The 17,483-nt window shown below is 33.8% G+C and carries 18 protein-coding genes and 1 pseudogene; 15 read left to right on the forward strand and 4 right to left on the reverse strand.

The features are described from left to right. Positions 1-40 precede the first annotated feature (40 nt). Positions 41-1,009: a T9SS C-terminal target domain-containing protein gene (locus AC0J6S_RS09530; RefSeq protein WP_474953597.1), complete on the reverse strand. Its 969-nt coding sequence runs from the start codon at positions 1,007-1,009 to the stop codon at positions 41-43. Between the two features lie 225 nt (positions 1,010-1,234). Here AC0J6S_RS09530 and AC0J6S_RS09535 point away from each other — a divergent pair, with 225 nt between their 5' ends. The 11 genes from AC0J6S_RS09535 to ftsY all read left to right on the forward strand — a co-directional run bounded on the left by AC0J6S_RS09535 (position 1,235) and on the right by ftsY (position 11,041). Beyond that, complete coding sequence (locus tag AC0J6S_RS09535) at positions 1,235-2,410, forward strand: glycosyltransferase family 2 protein (RefSeq protein WP_474953598.1); 1,176 nt, start codon at positions 1,235-1,237, stop codon at positions 2,408-2,410. Between the two features lie 83 nt (positions 2,411-2,493). Beyond that, positions 2,494-3,795 (forward strand): dihydrolipoamide acetyltransferase family protein, encoded by a 1,302-nt coding sequence (locus AC0J6S_RS09540; RefSeq protein ID WP_474953599.1) that lies wholly within the window; start codon positions 2,494-2,496, stop codon positions 3,793-3,795. 145 nt (positions 3,796-3,940) lie between these two features. Next, positions 3,941-4,717, forward strand: a complete 777-nt coding sequence (locus AC0J6S_RS09545) for a 3'-5' exonuclease (protein WP_113666230.1) — start codon at positions 3,941-3,943, stop codon at positions 4,715-4,717. Positions 4,718-4,759: 42 nt separating this feature from the next. Continuing rightward, entirely contained in the window at positions 4,760-5,371 is a 612-nt protein-coding gene (locus AC0J6S_RS09550; protein ID WP_474953600.1) for a fumarylacetoacetate hydrolase family protein, read from the forward strand. A gap of 454 nt (positions 5,372-5,825) precedes the next feature. Further along, positions 5,826-6,893, forward strand: coding sequence for a Ppx/GppA phosphatase family protein (locus AC0J6S_RS09555; protein WP_474953601.1), 1,068 nt, complete (start codon positions 5,826-5,828; stop codon positions 6,891-6,893). Between the two features lie 497 nt (positions 6,894-7,390). After that, on the forward strand, positions 7,391-7,735 hold the full coding sequence (locus tag AC0J6S_RS09560) for an Hpt domain-containing protein (protein WP_113634357.1): 345 nt from the start codon (positions 7,391-7,393) through the stop codon (positions 7,733-7,735). A 222-nt stretch (positions 7,736-7,957) separates the two neighbouring features. Next, positions 7,958-9,211 carry a CinA family nicotinamide mononucleotide deamidase-related protein gene (locus AC0J6S_RS09565; protein ID WP_474953602.1) on the forward strand — a complete coding sequence of 418 codons (1,254 nt, stop codon included), beginning with the start codon at positions 7,958-7,960 and terminating at the stop codon, positions 9,209-9,211. A 72-nt stretch (positions 9,212-9,283) separates the two neighbouring features. Further along, positions 9,284-9,520 carry a 50S ribosomal protein L28 gene (gene rpmB, locus AC0J6S_RS09570; RefSeq protein ID WP_024980263.1) on the forward strand — a complete coding sequence of 79 codons (237 nt, stop codon included), beginning with the start codon at positions 9,284-9,286 and terminating at the stop codon, positions 9,518-9,520. Between the two features lie 27 nt (positions 9,521-9,547). Beyond that, entirely contained in the window at positions 9,548-9,730 is a 183-nt protein-coding gene (rpmG, locus tag AC0J6S_RS09575) for a 50S ribosomal protein L33 (RefSeq protein WP_007805817.1), read from the forward strand. Between the two features lie 77 nt (positions 9,731-9,807). After that, positions 9,808-9,960, forward strand: a complete 153-nt coding sequence (locus AC0J6S_RS09580; protein ID WP_072987107.1) for a DUF4295 domain-containing protein — start codon at positions 9,808-9,810, stop codon at positions 9,958-9,960. A gap of 127 nt (positions 9,961-10,087) precedes the next feature. Further along, positions 10,088-11,041 (forward strand): signal recognition particle-docking protein FtsY, encoded by a 954-nt coding sequence (gene ftsY / locus AC0J6S_RS09585; RefSeq protein ID WP_113666225.1) that lies wholly within the window; start codon positions 10,088-10,090, stop codon positions 11,039-11,041. A 187-nt stretch (positions 11,042-11,228) separates the two neighbouring features. On the opposite strand, the gene AC0J6S_RS09590 is transcribed toward ftsY, so the two are convergent. After that, the gene (locus tag AC0J6S_RS09590; protein WP_474953603.1) at positions 11,229-12,308 is read right to left on the reverse strand and encodes a serine hydrolase domain-containing protein; all 1,080 of its coding nucleotides are present in this window, start codon (positions 12,306-12,308) and stop codon (positions 11,229-11,231) included. A gap of 285 nt (positions 12,309-12,593) precedes the next feature. On the opposite strand from AC0J6S_RS09590, the gene AC0J6S_RS09595 reads away from it, so the two are divergent. The 3 genes from AC0J6S_RS09595 to AC0J6S_RS09605 are packed head-to-tail and all read left to right on the forward strand — an operon-like array spanning position 12,594 to position 13,817. Further along, positions 12,594-13,034: a hypothetical protein gene (locus AC0J6S_RS09595; protein ID WP_474953604.1), complete on the forward strand. Its 441-nt coding sequence runs from the start codon at positions 12,594-12,596 to the stop codon at positions 13,032-13,034. Beyond that, complete coding sequence (locus AC0J6S_RS09600) at positions 13,015-13,311, forward strand: DciA family protein (protein WP_035673647.1); 297 nt, start codon at positions 13,015-13,017, stop codon at positions 13,309-13,311. Before AC0J6S_RS09595 ends, AC0J6S_RS09600 begins: the two co-directional genes overlap by 20 nt. 35 nt (positions 13,312-13,346) lie before the next feature. Next, positions 13,347-13,817: a hypothetical protein gene (locus tag AC0J6S_RS09605; protein WP_474953605.1), complete on the forward strand. Its 471-nt coding sequence runs from the start codon at positions 13,347-13,349 to the stop codon at positions 13,815-13,817. 92 nt (positions 13,818-13,909) lie between these two features. On the opposite strand, the gene AC0J6S_RS09610 is transcribed toward AC0J6S_RS09605, so the two are convergent. Then, entirely contained in the window at positions 13,910-14,329 is a 420-nt protein-coding gene (locus tag AC0J6S_RS09610; RefSeq protein WP_474953606.1) for a nucleoside-diphosphate kinase, read from the reverse strand. Between the two features lie 86 nt (positions 14,330-14,415). Continuing rightward, positions 14,416-16,018 (reverse strand): annotated as a pseudogene (bshC, locus tag AC0J6S_RS09615) (bacillithiol biosynthesis cysteine-adding enzyme BshC). A gap of 103 nt (positions 16,019-16,121) precedes the next feature. Here bshC and AC0J6S_RS09620 point away from each other — a divergent pair. After that, a complete protein-coding gene (locus AC0J6S_RS09620; protein ID WP_474953607.1) occupies positions 16,122-17,405 on the forward strand; it encodes an MFS transporter in 1,284 nt (427 codons plus the stop codon). The last annotated feature ends 78 nt before the right edge of the window (positions 17,406-17,483 follow it).

A 17,483-nucleotide genomic window follows, 5' to 3' on the forward strand; every position in this document is an offset into this window, starting at 1 on the left:
TTTGCCAATAGTTTAGTTGAATCTAAGTTTTCATTAACAATTATTGTTTCAGATAATTGGCTAAAAATGCGCTTAAATCAAATTGATGTAACTGCTGCGGGACATTAATAAGTGGTCTTCTGGAGAAATTTTCATTGGTTAAATAATAGTGAAGTCCATCCTGAGTAGTGATGCCTTCTACCTGATGTAAAGGCAAGGAAATGTTGATTTTTCTCTTATTCCCAGAAAAGAAATCCGAACCATTGTAATCGTAAAACAGATACACAAAAGGGGATAAAAATCTGCTGTAGCCAGCCAAAACGAGTAGCTTTTTTTCGGGTAGAAACGTTGCTGAGGTTACTAATCCATCCACATCATAGGATTCTTTGAGTTGTGCAATATGTTTGCCGGGAAGCTTCGGAATCTGGTATATACTGGTTTTTCTCTCTTTCCATTGTTTGGTAAACAAGTAAATATTTTCTCCCGAAACAATAAATGCCTCACAATCAAAATTAGTAGCATTCGCTTTGTTGGTCTTGAAATCCTTTTGATTGGAATAGGAAAACGAAAGGGTATCAATTTTTTGTTTCTCTGAATTAAGCGATTTTTTTTCAATTCTTAAAATCTGCAAATCTTTCCGGTTTCCGGTGAGATTGTTTCCAAAATCGCCAATATAAAAATAGTCGCTGTCTTGCGAAATTTCCTCCCAGTCGGTATTGGTGACATTTTTAAGCTGTATTTTATTTTGAATGACACCTTTTGTATTCATGCCATAAAGAACCGTTTCGGTATTATCATTACTCGTCCATAACAGCGAATCACTATGTATTAAGCTGGACGTTTCTTTTAAAAGCGCATTCAGCTTAACGGAATATTTTGGCTTTATTTTTACCGAAACATAGGCGCAGCTTCCGTCATTAATAGTTGCAAGAGAATTGTAGTTTTTAGAAAGCGGATCCGTGCAACCCGAAATTTGAGCATGCGAAGAACAAATGGTAAACAAGAGAACTAATAAAAATATCTTTTTCAATGCAATAAATATATATAAGCGTTAATGTTTTTCAAAAGTAATGGATTCTATCGATTAAAATCTGAATCTGGAGCGTCCGGAAGTGTCGGGATTGTGATTATTTGCAGGTATCGTTCCCGCTTACGCCTTTATCTTTGTTCGTTCCTCTCAAAGGATATAGGCTTTATCGGCGCTAAAAGGAAATATGTTTTTGTGTCTTTACATCTTAAAATATATCTTTGAAGAATGCAACTATCCGTCATCATTCTCAATTATAATGTCCGTTTCTTTCTGGAACAATGTGTTTTAAGTGTTCAAAACGCTTTAGAAACCATTGACGGCGAAATCATTGTGATCGATAATAATTCTTCCGATGACAGTTGTGAAATGATGAAACAGCGTTTCCCAAACGTAAAACTCATTCAAAACAATGAAAATCTTGGTTTTCCAAAAGGGAATAATATAGGAGTTGCTCAAGCTCAAGGCGAATACATTTGTATTCTGAATCCCGATACCGTTGTTGGCGAAGATACGTTTACAAAAGTATTGGCTTTTGCCCAAAAACAATCGGATTTTGGGATTTTGGGTTGTAAACTCATTGATGGAGCCGGGAATTTTCTACCAGAAAGCAAACGTGGTGTTCCAACGCCATGGGTCGCATTTACAAAGGTTACGGGTTTGTATAAATTAGTCCTTAAATTTAGAATATTCGGGAAATATTATGCGCAGCATTTAAGTGAAAATGAAACTGGAAAAGTAGACATTCTCGTGGGCGCTTTTATGTTCATGAGAAGAGATTTATACCTGGAAGTGGGCGGATTTGACGAAGATTGTTTTATGTATTCCGATGATGTCGATTTGTCGTATCGAGTTTTGAAAGAAGGGAAATCCAATTTTTATTTCCATGAAACGACCGTAATTCATTATAAAGGAGAAAGCACCGTTAAGGATGAAACGTATATGAAGCGGTTTCAGGAAGCGATGAATTTCTTTTATAAAAAGCATTTTAGTCCCGATGGTTCGGGATCCGTTTTATTCTCGATTTTTATGAAGTCAGGAATTGTATTTTTTTCTTTGGTAAAAATGTTTCAAGGGAAATCTACCATAAAAACGGCTCCAAAATCATATCTTTTGTATTCGGCAAACGAAAAATTAGCAGATAAACTGCGTCTTGTTTTGCAAAATAAACTCCGGTTTCACGATTTAAAAACAGAAAAAATGGTAATTTCGTCTTCTGTTAAAAGCAAATCAGGTGCAGAAATTATTTTGGATAACGAATTCATTTCTTTTAAAGAATGTATCGCAATTCTCGAATCTGCAAGAAATAAAGGATTTACCTTTAAAATTATACCAAAAAACGCTAATTTTTTAATAGGAAGTAATAATAGTAACGAGAGAGGTGAGATTATAGAAATAGAGTAAAATTTGCATTTAATGTAATTTATATTTGAAATATTTAGTAATTTCGCAAACTGAAAATCAATATCACCTTTTAGGTTAACAATATGGCAAGATTTGAATTAAAACTTCCAAAAATGGGAGAAAGCGTTGCAGAAGCAACTATAACAAACTGGTTAAAAGAAGTGGGAGACAAGATTGAAGCTGACGAAGCTGTACTTGAAATTGCTACTGATAAAGTAGACAGTGAAGTGCCTAGCGAAGTTTCCGGAATTTTGGTCGAACAATTGTTTGGAAAAGATGATTTGGTTCAGGTTGGTCAAACGATTGCAATTATTGAGACCGAAGGTGTAGAACTGGTGTCAATTGTGAAAGAAGCAGTTGCTCCTGAGGTAATTGCTGAAGTGACAAAAACAGTGGATGCCGCCAAAGAAAGTGTTGCAGCTCCGGTAGATTTCTCTGATTCTGAAAAATTCTTATCGCCTTTGGTGAAAAATATCGCTAAAGAAGAAGGAGTTTCTGTTGCTGAATTAGCAGCAATTTCCGGCACAGGAAAAGAAGGAAGAGTAACTAAAAATGATATTTTAGAATACGTAAAAAATAGAACAAATCAACCTGTAGTTTCGGCTCCTGTTGCAGCAGTTCAAAAACAAATAGCAGTTCCAGTAGCGCAAAAAGCAGCTCCAGTTTCTGTAAGTGGTGGTGATGAGATTATAGAAATGGACAGAATGCGCAAGCTGATTGCGGGTTACATGGTAGCTTCGGTACAAACTTCAGCTCACGTTCAGTCGTTTATCGAAGTGGATGTGACTAATATTGTAAAATGGAGAGAAAAAAATAAAAATGCTTTCGAAAAGAGAGAAGGAGAGAAGTTGACCTACACCCCAATTTTCATGGAAGCGGTTGCAAAAGCGCTGAAAGATTATCCTGGAATGAATATTTCTGTTGATGGTGATTATATCATCAAAAAGAAAAATATCAACCTTGGAATGGCAGCTTCGTTACCTAACGGAAACTTAATTGTTCCGGTTATTAAAAATGCGGATCAATTGAACTTAGTAGGAATGGCCAAAGCGGTAAACGATTTAGGAGGTCGTGCTAAAGCGGGTAAACTAAAACCGGACGATACACAAGGCGGAACCTATACGGTTACGAATGTAGGAACTTTTGGAAGTGTTTTTGGAACGCCAATTTTGAATCAGCCGCAAGTGGGTATTTTGGCCCTTGGAGCAATCCGTAAAATGCCGGCGGTAATCGAAACTCCCGAAGGAGATTTTATCGGGATTCGCCAGAAAATGTTCTTGTCGCACAGCTATGACCATAGAGTTGTTGATGGCGCGTTAGGAGGTAGTTTTGTAAAAAGAGTCGCTGAATATTTAGAAGCTTTTGATGTAAACAGAGATGTTTAAAATTTTATAATTACAATAAAAGCCCGATTGATTTTTAAAAATCAATCGGGTTTTCTTTTTTTGAGGTTTTATGGAACTTTAAACGTTGAACTTTAAACGAAATTAAACCCAAATTTCTATATTTGTAACCACACAAAATTTAAAAATGGAACTTAAACTCAATAAACCAATTTGCTTTTTCGATCTTGAAACCACAGGAATTGACATCGGTAAAGACAGAATTGTAGAAATCTCAATATTCAAAGTTTTTCCAAACGGAAACAAAGAAAGCAAAACCTGGTTAGTGAATCCTACGATTCCAATTCCCGCTCAAACAACGGCTGTTCATGGTATCACCGATGAAAAAGTAGCGAATGAACCAACTTTTAATGAATTGGCGGCGCAAGTTTACAATATGATTAAAGACAGTGATTTGGCTGGATTTAATTCAGATCGTTTTGATATTCCGTTGTTGGCCGAAGAAATGTTACGTGCCGGAGTAGATTTTGACATGAAAAACAGAGTTTCGGTTGATGTACAAACTGTTTTTCATAAAATGGAAGAGCGAACATTGGGCGCAGCACACAAGTTTTATTGTGGAAAAACGCTTGAAAATGCGCATTCCGCAGAAGCAGATACCATGGCGACTTATGAAATTTTGAAAGCGCAATTGGATCGTTATCCGGAGCTGGAAAATGACATGAAATCATTATCGGAATTTACAACCCGAAAAAAAATCGCTGATTTTGCAGGAATGATTGCTTTTGACAAAGACAATGAAGAAATTTTTACTTTTGGAAAACACAAAGGAGTGAAGGTTGATAAAATTTTGGAAACAGAACCCGGTTATTTCAGTTGGATTCAAAATGCTGATTTTCCGTTGTACACCAAAAAAGTTTTAACGGCGATTAAACTTCGAAAACTGAATAATAAATTAAGCTAATTTTTGAATCTTTTAATCATTAAATTTTTTAATTAATAAGAAATGAAAATAATCTGCATCGGTAGGAATTACACCAATCATATAGAGGAATTGCATAACGAACGGCCTACCGAACCTGTGGTTTTCATGAAGCCGGATTCGGCAGTTTTATTGAAACAACATCCATTTGTAATTCCGGAATTTTCGGAAGATGTGCACCATGAAATTGAAATTATTGTCAAAATAAGCAAAGTGGGTAAATACATTGAGCCTAAATTTGCACATAAATATTATGACGAAATTAGTGTCGGAATCGATTTTACTGCTCGTGATGTGCAGGATAAATTAAAATCAAAAGGATTGCCCTGGGAAAAAGCCAAAGCATTTGACGGCTCGGCAGTTATAGGTGAATTTTTGCCAAAAAATCAATTTAGTTCATTAGAAAATATTACTTTTGAATTAACCAACAATAATAAAACGGTACAAATAAGCAATTCTAGTTTTATGCTGTGGAAAATTGATGAGCTTATTTCGTATGTTTCTCAGTTTTTTACGCTAAAAATTGGTGATATTATTTTTACGGGAACCCCTGAAGGAGTCGCTGCCGTTAAGCCAGATGACGTTTTAGAAGGGTTTTTAGAAGGACAACAACTATTTAGAATTCAAGTTAAATAGCATCATATGCTTTTTGAAATAGATATACAATTGCTTGTATTGGTTAGATTTCGTAATTCAAATGGCGAATTTGTTTGTATTAGAAATATCTCGGGGAAGCATTAAAAGGAATAATATTAACTTTTTAGGATTAGTAGCATAAGTATATCTTGTATCAAAAAATCAAACTAATTGATTAGAATAGTTAGTAAAAAAATGCAACTAAGAAAAAGAGATCAAATAATTATTTAAATTCTTTTTTGCGAGAATAGAGTCAATTTCTAAGCTCTAGTAAAAAAATATTTTAATTTAGTATTTGACAGATAGTTAATCAGGTATAAATATTGTTTTAATTTTGTTAAAAATTTATTAATTTATTTTTTTTCAAAAAATAATTATTGCAAAAAATAAATTACTTTTGTCGAAATATTTCATAATCATGTGGGAATACATGAGTTAAAACAAAAATAAAATTATGAAAAACACTCTTTTAAAAGGAATTATGTTATTGACTTTTGTCATGTTTAGTTTATCTAGCAATGCTCAATTATTTGCTGGAATTGAAATAGGAAGTAAAGGAATAAAAATGTCAGTTTTAGATGTAGATAATATCAAAAAAGGCAGCTACGTTATTAAGGGATTTTGGACTGAAAATATTGGGATTGCAAAGGGGATTGCTATCGATGGTAATTTAGCGAAAGAAGATATAGATAATGCCGCCGCAGTTGTTTTGTCAAATTACATGAAAATAAAAAAAGAGTTTAATGTTTTGGATGAGAATATTTTTCTAGTTGGATCATCTGGTGTGGCTATGGCTAAAAACACTAATGAATTAATTGATAAGATAAAATCTTCAACTGACAAAGATTTAGATTTTATTGATGCGCAAACAGAGGCGAGAATGTTACTTAAAGGATGTGTTCCGCCTGTTGATTATTTAAATTCTATGGTATTAGACATAGGAGGAGGAAATACCAAAGGAGGTTATGTTGATGTTAGAAACGGGAATGTTTTTGTGTTTTTTCCGGTAAGTCTTAATTATGGTACAGTTACTTTAACAGAAACGGTATTGAAAAAAACAAAGGATTTAACATTGGGTGAATACAATGAAAAATCATTTGGTTTTTTACCTGTGCTAAGAAAACAAATAGACCTAATGTATGCTACTAGTCCTTTAGTTTTGGAGAAAGAAAAGGTCTTCATGTCTGGAGGAGCTGTTTGGGCTTTTTACACTCTAGTTAACGGCGCTGCGAAAAAGAATTTTAACGAGTTTAAATTAGAGAATGTAATTTACTACGACGCACTATTAAAAAACAACTTCAAAATATTTGAGGAGATGGCAAAAACTGATAAGGAAGTTGAGACAGTTCTAAAAACGTACTCACAAAAGCATTTAATATCAGGTAGTAATATCCTTCAAGCTTGTTTAGAGGCATTACCAAATATTAATGATAAAAAATTATACTTTGCAAAAGAAGGAAAAGTTGCGTGGTTGGTTTCTTATATAACGGACAAATCTAAAAGAGTAAAACAGGTCTATTAATAATATTTAAATTAGTTTTAATTAATTGTTTCTAAGATGTTATAATAAGCACAATCTTATGGTAAAAGATTGTGCTTCAATTTTTTAGACTGGTTTTTAATTAAAAGAAAGCAACTATGGTTGAGGGTCGATTTTTATTGTGTTAATGTTTTCGATTCAAAATTATTGTATAATCGCAAAATATTCATTGAAAACAGGAATTAGATTACAGGGACTATGTCGGCTTTCACGATTAAGACTCTAAATTATAATGGTTTTAGACTTGAAGAATAAAATATTTAGCAGTTATGGCAGCTGTCTTAGAGCTAAATAAAAATAATACAAGCAAAGGATGTAGGTTAGAAAAAGTCTGATAAAAAGTTTTTTTTGTTAATTTTTTATGGCCTAATTGGTACTGTTATTATAGTAAAAAATAAATAATGAGTCCAATATGTTTAGTTAAATGATATTTTAGAACGATTTTTAGGAAGACTACAATTTAAGAATATAAAGAAATAATGGCTATAAATTACAACCTTTCAAAAGTGTACGCACTTTCAGACAACGACCCGGAATTTGTAAATGAAATTCTGACTTTATTCGTTACCGAAGTTCCTGATGATTTACTACAAATCAAGGAAGGAATTAAGAAGAAAGACCACAAGCATGCTTATGCTTATGCGCACAAGATAAAACCAACGCTTGATTTAATGGGTTTAAACGTGGCTTTTGAGGAGATTCTTCAAGTCGAAGCCTGGACAAAAGCCGAAGGTAAAAAGAAAGACATCAAAGAAACTTTTAAGAGCGTAAAAAACCAAGTTAACGACGCTATCAAGGAGATCAAAAAAGATTTCGATTTGTAATATTGAGACGTGGCTAAGCTTGCACTATTGTAACAGCGTGGTCTGGCTATTCGTTACAAACGAAGTTCATTGAACTCTTATGGAAATAATTATTAGGTGAAGTAATCTCCCGAAAAATTGGGGGATTTTCACTTTTATCCCCCACGCAAAAAAAAACGGAATGTGCTATTTTATGCATTTTCTATTCGGAATGCTATCTCAAAAAAAAATATCATAGAAAAAATGAAAGCAACCATAGTCACCATTGGTGACGAAATTTTAATAGGTCAAATTGTCGATACGAATTCTGGTTTTATTGCCAAATCATTAGATAAGATTGGTGTTGAAATCAATGAGATGATATCGATTAGTGATGATAAAAAGCATATCTTAGATACGTTTGCAGCACTTCAAAACAAAGTAGATTTAGTGATTATCACTGGTGGTTTAGGGCCAACAAAAGATGATGTAACCAAGAAGACTTTCTGCGATTATTTTGAAGATGAATTAGTCATTGATGAAGCAGTCGAAAAGCACGTAATTGAGCTTATAGAGCGTGTGATGAATAGAACGGCATCCCAAATTAATAAAGATCAGGCACTGGTTCCTTCAAAATGTACGGTGCTTCACAATAAGGTGGGTACAGCACCAGGAATGTGGATGAAGAAAGAAAATACCGTTTTTATTTCGCTTCCCGGAGTTCCTTATGAAATGAAATATTTGGTTGAAAATGAAATCATTCCAAAAGTAGTTAGAGAATACAAACGACCGTATATTATACATAAAACAATTCTCACGTATGGTCAGGGCGAAAGTCTGGTAGCGGAACGAATTGAAGACTGGGAAAACAATCTTCCTGCATTTATAAAATTGGCCTATTTACCTGCACCGGGAAGAGTTCGTTTGCGCCTTTCTGCCCGTGGTGCCGATAAAGAAAAATTAGAAGCTGCTCTCGAAGAAAATGTAAATTCTCTGGATGCCATAATTCATGATATTATCGTTGGTTTTGATGATGATGAAACCATAGAAGTGGAAGTGGGTAAAATGCTTTTAAAACAAAATAAAACGATTTCGACTGCCGAGAGTTGTACTGGTGGGAAAATTGCATCAATATTAACAGCTGTATCAGGAGCTTCTGGATATTTTAAAGGAAGTGTTGTTTCTTATGCCACAGCTACTAAAATTGATGTTTTGGGTGTTTCAAAAAATCTTATAGATGAGTATTCAGTTGTGAGTAAAGAGGTGGTTTCAGAGATGGCTTTGAATGTAAAAAAGATGATGAAAACAGATTATGCAATTGCAACAACAGGAAATGCAGGACCATTAAAAGGAGACTCAAATGCGGAAATTGGAGCTGTTTTTATTGCTTTGGCCACGCCAGATAGAATTATTGTTGAAGAATTTAATTTTGGCCAACCCCGTGAAAAAGTGATAGATAGAGCGGTAATTAAAAGTTTAGAACTATTACAGAAAGAAATTTTGAAAAATGTGCGGTAAATTTGTTGCTTAATAGGTTTATTTTTCTTTTCTTTGCACCCTGATTTTGAATAACGATAAAAGATAAGTATAATGTCAAGAGTTTGTGACCTTACAGGTAAAAGAGCGATGGTAGGAAATAACGTTTCTCACGCTATGAACAAAACTAAGAGAAAATTTTCTGTAAACTTAGTTAAAAAGCGTTTTTATCTTCCAGAAGAAGATAGATGGATTACTCTAAGAGTAGCTGCATCTACGATAAAAACAATTAATAAAAATGGAATTGCTGCAGTTTTGAAAAAAGCGCAGTCAGAAGGATTTATTAAATAATCCATTCCAAAATAAAAAAATAGCAAGATGGCAAAGAAAGGTAATAGAATCCAGGTAATTTTAGAATGTACTGAACACAAGACTACAGGTGTTGCAGGAACTTCAAGATACATTACAACAAAGAACAAAAAAAATACACCAGACAGATTAGAGATTAAAAAATTTAATCCAATCTTGAAACGTGTAACTGTTCACAAAGAAATTAAATAATAATAAGTGATTTTAATAAAAGTCTCAAGTGATTAACATTTGAAAATTTTTATTCTAATTTTAATAACATTTGAACCATGGCAAAGAAAACCGTAGCATCGTTACAAACAGCTTCCAAGAGATTGTCAAAAGCCATCAAAATGGTGAAATCTCCAAAAACAGGTGCATATACATTCGTAGAATCTATTATGACACCGGAATCAGTTGATGAATTCTTGAAAAAGAAATAATCAACATTCATATTATATAGAAAAGCTACTTTCATTCGGAAGTAGCTTTTTTATTTTCTATATTTACCGTTAGAAAACGTATTAGTTCTTTGGGCTTAAATACTTCATTCTTAATACTATTTACACAATGAGTTTTTTCAAAAGAATATTTTCATCAGAGAAAAAAGAAACATTAGACAAAGGTCTTGAAAAATCAAAAACAAATTTCTTTTCGAAGTTAACGAAAGCTGTTGCCGGAAAGTCAAAAGTGGATGACGAAGTCTTAGATAATTTAGAGGAAATCTTAGTGGCCTCAGATGTTGGTGTGAATACAACCCTGAAAATTATTAAACGAATTGAAAGTCGTGTGGCCTCAGATAAATATCTTGGAATAGAAGAACTCAATCAAATTCTCAGAGAAGAAATTGCTGCTTTATTATCAGAGACAAATACAGGTGAAGCTAGCGAATTTTTAATTCCAATTCAGACCAAGCCTTATGTTTTAATGGTGGTTGGGGTAAATGGAGTTGGAAAAACTACTACCATTGGTAAATTAGCCTATCAATTTAAAAAACAAGGCTATAATGTGGTTCTTGGTGCAGCGGATACTTTTCGAGCAGCAGCAATCGATCAGTTGCAAATTTGGGCGGATAGAGTAGGTGTTCCTATTGTTCGTCAGGATATGGGAAGTGATCCCGCATCGGTAGCTTTTGATACCTTGCAATCAGCTGTGGCTCAAAATGCAGACATTGTAATTATTGATACCGCAGGTCGTTTGCATAATAAAATTAATTTAATGAACGAGTTGACCAAAGTGAAACGAGTGATGCAAAAAGTCGTTGGTGATGCACCACATGATGTGTTATTGGTTTTGGATGGATCAACCGGTCAGAATGCTTTTGAACAAGCGAAACAATTTACAGCGGCTACTGAAGTTACTTGTTTGGCTGTTACTAAACTAGACGGAACTGCAAAAGGTGGTGTGGTAATTGGAATCTCTGATCAATTTCAAATTCCTGTAAAATATATTGGTGTAGGTGAGGGAATTGAAGATTTACAGGTTTTTAATAAGTATGAGTTCGTAGATAGTTTTTTTAAATAATAATTAGAATGGATTTCTCTTCGTTGAAAAATATACCTCCGATGTATCTTTATTTAGTAAGCATCATTTCTTTTTTATTAGCAAATCTTATTCGAGATAAGAGTCTTGGGTTCTATTATTTTTTATTAATAATAGGGTTGGTTTTCTTTGTTTTAGGGTTTATGAGACGTTTGAAAACTAAGTAATTTTATTGATACAAAGCACTGATTTTTTGCCATAAAACTTCATCAAAATCTGATAAAGCAAACGTTGGATTATTTGGATTTGCAACATCTCCCATTCGGATAACGACCATTTTCTTGCCTGGAATGACATAAATTTTTTGATCGTTTTTACCTAACGCCATGTACATATCGGCTGGTGCTGTAGGTATTAAACTACCGTTGAACTGTAGTTGACTTTGTGGCAAATGGTAACTTGATTTTCCATTCAGCCACCATAAATAGCCGTATCCCAGGTTTATAGTTTGTGAAGTGTTTGTTGCTTCATTTAAATAGTTTTCATTCACTATCGTGTTGTTTTCCCATTTTCCTTTGTTGTAGATTAATAATCCGAAACGCGCCATGGAGCGAGTGTTACTTCCATAAACAGAATTATTGCCTAATTGAAACCACGCGCCATCCATTCCGATTTTATCTTTTAATTTGGTGTTGAAATAAGCATTCCACGTTTGCCCGCTGGCTTGAGCAATCACATCCTGTAATTTTACATATACATTATGGTACGCCCAACGTTTTCCTGCGTCGGATTTGTATTTTAGGTTTACAGAATCAACATCACCCGTGCTATCATCTAATCCAGAAGTCATGTTAAGCAGGTGCTTGTTTGTAATCAAGTTTTCTTTAGCTAAAGGTAAACTTGTCCAGCCAGTCCCTATGTATTGTGAAACTTTATTGTTGATGTTAATTAGGTTTTCTTGTTGTGCAATGCCTGTTACTGTTGAGGTCAGTGTTTTGCCAGCGCTTGCCCAATACCAAAAAGCATTGGCGTCATGACCGTTGAAATAATTTTCCATTACAATTCTGCCATTGACAAGAATGATGAAAGATTTTGAATTTTTGAGTTGCAAATAATCTAATAATGGTTGAACGGCGGTTTGTTTCCAACCTAAACTTGCAATAGATTTTGTTTCCCAAATTGAACCTGTCAAAGGCGGGAAATAGAGTGTTTCTGCAGGAGTGGGAGTAGGAGTTGGTTCGGCAGTATCCGAACTGCAGCTATTACAAAATAATAATAAGATGAGGAGACTACAGATTGTTTTTAACATTTTGCTATTGATTTATTGCTAATTCATTTAAGACCAAAAATATAGAAAATAGATCAATGCGTTTCCATTTTTTTTGTTTTCTTTGAATTTAATAAGAGTAACTTTGTATTTAGATTAAACGTGATTTATCTCGAATTTTCTAGCCCTGATTACTTCACTGTACTTTTATTTTCAGAGGAGTTCAGTGAACTTCGTTTGCAGCGTAAATCCTTTTTAGACGCTTTTTCAGCGAATAAAAAGATTGCAGTGAAAAGCAGGAAACAGCTCCTTAAAATAATTAATATTATGAAAAAAACAGTTAGCATTCTATTTTTAGTATTTCTTTTCGTGGCTTGTCAGCAAAAGGTGATGCCAGAAGACATTTCTAAAATAAATGGATATTGGGAAGTGGAGAAGGTTATTTTTGATTCGATAAAGGACAAAGAATACAAGATGAATGAAGTGTATGATTATTTTGAAATAAAGAATAATAAGGGGATTCGTAAAAAGGTGATGCCACAATTAGACGGTACTTTTTTAGTGAATGATGCGTATGAAAACGTAATGGTTCGATTTGCGGATGACAAAGTATTTTTAGATTATTCTACGCCGTACATGAAGTGGAGTGAGGAGTTGATTGCAGTGTCAGCGGAAGAATTAGTATTACTGAACAAAGAAAATATAGAATATCATTACAAGAAAGCAACATCAATAAATTTAATGGGCGATGGCAAAACGACTAAATAATCAGAGTACGATAGGGGATGTTTTGAAACAAATTATCCAAGTGAATAAACTGCAACCCGGAATGGATCAAATTGACGTGAAAGATGCCTGGAAAAATCTTATGGGGAATGGTGTGAACAGTTATACGAACAATGTAGTTTTGAAAGGAAGTACACTGTATGTTGAATTAACTTCCTCTGTTTTGCGGGAAGAATTAAGTCATGGGAGGTCTAAAATCGTCGCGATGATTAATGAGGAATTAAGACGCGATGTGGTGAAGGATGTTGTTTTACGATAGACTTGTTACAAGCCGATAATTAAATTTGTGTTCAGATGCGTGTACAATCTAAATTTAAATTTATAGTAATTTTTTTAGTTTTAAATATTACGATATTGCCACTTTTGTGTATTTATTTTGCAGCTACATCTCCGGTAGCGGGTATGGTTTTACCATTTTTACTTTTATTATTTGTCGTCTTTTTTTGGCTGGCAGTTTTTAGAACCAGAGCAAATAAAGTTGAAATTGATGGTAATACTATAATTGTAAAACGTTATTTTGGAGTAGGAAGATCTGTAGGCTATGATTTAAAAACATTAGATGGGTTTATAACCACAGTAGAATCAGCAAAGGGGGGTGTTTATGAATCTATTTTTATTCTTAAGAACGGAAAAAGAGTAGGTAGTATTTCTAGTTTTTATCACAGTAATTTTGAGCAGTTAAAGTCGATTTTGAAAGAGAAACTAATTGATCTTGGAGAAAGAAATCCTAGTTTTACGGGAGAAAGCTCTGAACTATTTAGATAAATATGGAATAAAAAAATCCTGTTTGTGTAAAACAAACAGGATTTTTTATGCATTTCTGTGACTGAAAACGGCCACTGAGACTTTAAATAATACTAGAATTGCTCTCTTCCGGCAAAATGGAAAGCACCTTCGATAGCTGCATTCTCATCGCTATCAGAACCGTGAACTGCATTTTCACCAATAGAAGTTGCGTATGCTTTACGGATAGTTCCTTCAGCAGCATCAGCTGGATTTGTAGCACCAATTAAAGTTCTGAAATCTTCAACAGCGTTATCTTTTTCTAAAATAGCAGCAACAATTGGTCCTCTTGACATGAACTCAACTAATTCACCGTAGAAAGGTCTTGCAGCGTGAACTTCGTAAAAAGCTTGTGCATCAGCAACAGTTAATTGCGTTAGTTTCAAAGAAACGATTTTAAAACCTGCAGTAGTAATCATTGCAAGTATGTTTCCGATGTGTCCGTTAGCAACAGCATCAGGCTTAATCATTGTAAATGTTCTATTAGTAACCATCTTTAATTTTTTTAAATTTTGTGCAAAAATAGTATTTTTTTATCGATTATTTTTACAAATTCGCCATTCAAATAACCGTAATCTGATTAAAGTACAATAATATCAAATTTATTATCCAACGGTTTGAGCTGTTTGACCAATGTTGGAATCAGATTTTCGCCGTATTCCAAATAAAATTCCGAAAAATTAGTTTGTCGTTCCTGTAAACTTTGGTTGGGGAATAACTCGTTTTGCAACGTAGTGATGCGTTGTAAAATATCACTTAATTTTCTTTTTTGTGCTTTCAGTAAACGTTTTTCCAGATTTTCTAATCCTTTGGTTTGTTTTGCTTCCTGCGCTTTTAAAGCTCCAAGGAAAGATTCGTCCGTTTTATTCGCTACATCATAAAGCTCCTGAAATTGTTTTTGCAATTGGACTTTAAGATGCGTTAAAGCTACTGGGAAATCTGATAATTCTTTGGTTTTAGTCGTTACTAAATTTGCCTGTTTTGAAAATAAATCTGCCCAATTTAATTGTAATTTGTCTGCTTTTTTAGCTTGTTTTTCAGTTGCCAATAGTACAGAGTTTCTCAGTAAAAGGATTGGAAAAGTTACTTTTGCAGCAGCAAAAAAGGATTTTAGTTCTAACCAATACGCAATTTCTCCGCCTCCGCCGATGTAACATAAATTGGGCAATATCACTTCCTGATACAACGGACGCATAATGACATTGGGACTGAATTTCTCCGGATTATTTTCTAATAATTGTAGAATTTCTGTTTCAGAAAACTCGATTTTCGCATGGTTTACTTTGTATCTATCGTTTTCAAGGATGATGCGTTCTCGTAAATCATCTTCGATATAAAACAAATTGATTTCACGAGGATTTACCTGAACCGTATACTCTTTTAATTTTTCTGCAGTTTCCAAAACTAATTTATGGGAGGATTTTTGCAGTAATTCTTCTTTTACAAAAGGAATAAAAGTTCGTTTTAAATCTTGATCATCACCATCCAGAATTACTAAGCCGTAAGTTCCAAACAAAGCATTTGCCAAAAATCTAGTAGCATCGGCTAAATTATCGTGATTGAGATAGGAATCTTCAAACAGTTTTTTTAGCGTATCTGCATTTGTACTGGAGCCTAATTCCAACGTATATACTTCAAGAAATTCAGCTAAACCTTCAGTAGACAAGCGCCCAACAGGACCTGTGCTTTCTTTGTTCCAGCGGAATTTTTTACCTTTAAAATTGAAATAATTGATTTCTTCGAAGTCATGGTCTTCGGTCGCCATCCAGTAAATGGGTACGAAATTATACGTTGGATATTTTGCTTTTAATTCGGTTGTTAGATTAATTGTCGAAATGATTTTATACAAAAAATATAATGGTCCGCTGAACAAATTCAACTGATGTCCTGTTGTAACAGTAAATGTATTCGGGTTATTTAAAGCGTCAATATTTTGTTTGGTCAAAACTGAAGTTTCAACTTTTGAATATTGTTTTTCTAACGTGGAAACTAATATTTGTCTTTTATGAGTAGCGTTCTCATTGAAGTTTACTTGCTTTTCTTGGATTTGTGCTTCAAAGTTCTCAAGTGTTGGAAATCGGTTGTATAAGGATTGTATGTTTGTTGTTTTTTTGATCTAAATAATCGTTCATCAAAGAAGAGAAATATCCTGAATTCTGATAGCTGATACAGTCGGTTGGCATAATAAAGTTTTATATGTTGCTAATTTACCAATAATAATTGGAACTATAATATTTGTTACTTTCGAAAAATAGTGTCATTTTTATGAAAAAAATTAACAATTTTATGAAAGATAATTTAAAACAATCGAATGAAAACTCATTAAAACATGTTCTTTTTGGCAGTTTAATTGGAACAACTATAGAATTTTTTGATTTTTATATTTATGCTAATGCTGCAGTTTTAGTTTTTCCTCAATTGTTTTTTCCTTCAACAGATAGTACTAATTCCGTTTTGTTATCCCTAGCGACATTTTCAATCGCTTTTCTTTCCAGGCCTTTAGGTTCTGCGGTCTTTGGTCATTATGGAGATAAAATTGGACGTAAAACCACCTTAGTGATAGCGTTATTAACGATGGGGATTTCAACAGTTTGTATTGGTTTTTTACCAAGTTATGCCAGTATTGGTATTGCAGCTCCTTTATTATTGATGTTGTGTCGCTTTGGTCAAGGAGTTGGTTTGGGTGGTGAATGGGGTGGAGCGGTATTATTGGCTATCGAAAATGCTCCACCCAATGAAAGAGCTTGGTACGGAATGTTTCCACAACTTGGAGCGCCAATAGGTTTATTGCTTTCGGGTGGTACTTTCTTGATTTTGACCGATACAATGACCTCCGAAGATTTTCTCGATTATGGCTGGAGGATTCCGTTTATAGCGAGTTCATTATTGGTTGTCGTAGGTTTTTATATCCGATTAAAGATTACCGAAACTCCTGCTTTTGAAAACGCTAAAAAAGAGAATGAAGAAGTTAAAATCCCATTTTTGACTTTACTCAAATTTTATAAAAGCCAATTGATTTTTGGCACATTTGCGGCGATTACTACTTTTTTGGTTTTTTATCTAATGACGGTTTTTACACTTAGCTGGGCAACTTCTGATTTGGGTTATTCCAAAAGAGATTTTCTATTGAAACAATTGTTTTCGGTACTGTTTTTTGCACTTTTCATTCCTGTTTCAGCTTTAATTGCGGATCGTATTGGCAGAAGAAAAATGCTTATTTATGCAACAATAGCGATTGCTGTTTTTGGTTTTGCATTTTCTTTTTTCTTGAATTCCGGCAGTTCAGTACTTGTGACTTTGTTTTTGTGTTTTGGAATGGCTTTGATGGGATTTACTTATGGCCCTTTAGGAACTTTTTTATCGGAACTGTTTCCTACATCAGTGCGTTATTCGGGTACTTCTTTAGCATTTAACATGGCAGGAATAATTGGAGCCGCTTTTGCACCCATGATTGCGATTTGGTTAGCTACGCATTATAGTTTGACCTATGTTGGATTTTACTTGAGTACGGCAGCCTGTATCTCTTTATTTTCATTGTTGATGGTCAGCAAAAAAGAACATAAATTTTGATTTTTCTATAAAATTATTATTTATAAACAGATTTTAATTTCCAGTTGAAGTTTTGTGAAAATAACTAGAATTATCCCT

Source organism: Flavobacterium sp. TS_SC_5 (genome assembly GCF_056156265.1).

Bases quoted from the DNA above. Each gene is read 5' to 3' on its own strand.
- AC0J6S_RS09565 (WP_474953602.1), top strand. From the start codon at position 7,958: ATGAAAGCAACCATAGTCACCATTGGTGACGAAATTTTAATAGGTCAA.
- AC0J6S_RS09600 (WP_035673647.1), top strand. From the start codon at position 13,015: ATGGCAAAACGACTAAATAATCAGAGTACGATAGGGGATGTTTTGAAA.
- rpmG (WP_007805817.1), top strand. From the start codon at position 9,548: ATGGCAAAGAAAGGTAATAGAATCCAGGTAATTTTAGAATGTACTGAA.
- ftsY (WP_113666225.1), top strand. From the start codon at position 10,088: ATGAGTTTTTTCAAAAGAATATTTTCATCAGAGAAAAAAGAAACATTA.
- AC0J6S_RS09550 (WP_474953600.1), top strand. From the start codon at position 4,760: ATGAAAATAATCTGCATCGGTAGGAATTACACCAATCATATAGAGGAA.
- AC0J6S_RS09595 (WP_474953604.1), top strand. From the start codon at position 12,594: ATGAAAAAAACAGTTAGCATTCTATTTTTAGTATTTCTTTTCGTGGCT.
- AC0J6S_RS09560 (WP_113634357.1), top strand. From the start codon at position 7,391: ATGGCTATAAATTACAACCTTTCAAAAGTGTACGCACTTTCAGACAAC.
- rpmB (WP_024980263.1), top strand. From the start codon at position 9,284: ATGTCAAGAGTTTGTGACCTTACAGGTAAAAGAGCGATGGTAGGAAAT.
- AC0J6S_RS09620 (WP_474953607.1), top strand. From the start codon at position 16,122: ATGAAAGATAATTTAAAACAATCGAATGAAAACTCATTAAAACATGTT.
- AC0J6S_RS09545 (WP_113666230.1), top strand. From the start codon at position 3,941: ATGGAACTTAAACTCAATAAACCAATTTGCTTTTTCGATCTTGAAACC.
- AC0J6S_RS09535 (WP_474953598.1), top strand. From the start codon at position 1,235: ATGCAACTATCCGTCATCATTCTCAATTATAATGTCCGTTTCTTTCTG.
- AC0J6S_RS09580 (WP_072987107.1), top strand. From the start codon at position 9,808: ATGGCAAAGAAAACCGTAGCATCGTTACAAACAGCTTCCAAGAGATTG.
- AC0J6S_RS09605 (WP_474953605.1), top strand. From the start codon at position 13,347: ATGCGTGTACAATCTAAATTTAAATTTATAGTAATTTTTTTAGTTTTA.
- AC0J6S_RS09610 (WP_474953606.1), bottom strand. From the start codon at position 14,329: ATGGTTACTAATAGAACATTTACAATGATTAAGCCTGATGCTGTTGCT.
- AC0J6S_RS09590 (WP_474953603.1), bottom strand. From the start codon at position 12,308: ATGTTAAAAACAATCTGTAGTCTCCTCATCTTATTATTATTTTGTAAT.
- AC0J6S_RS09555 (WP_474953601.1), top strand. From the start codon at position 5,826: ATGAAAAACACTCTTTTAAAAGGAATTATGTTATTGACTTTTGTCATG.
- AC0J6S_RS09540 (WP_474953599.1), top strand. From the start codon at position 2,494: ATGGCAAGATTTGAATTAAAACTTCCAAAAATGGGAGAAAGCGTTGCA.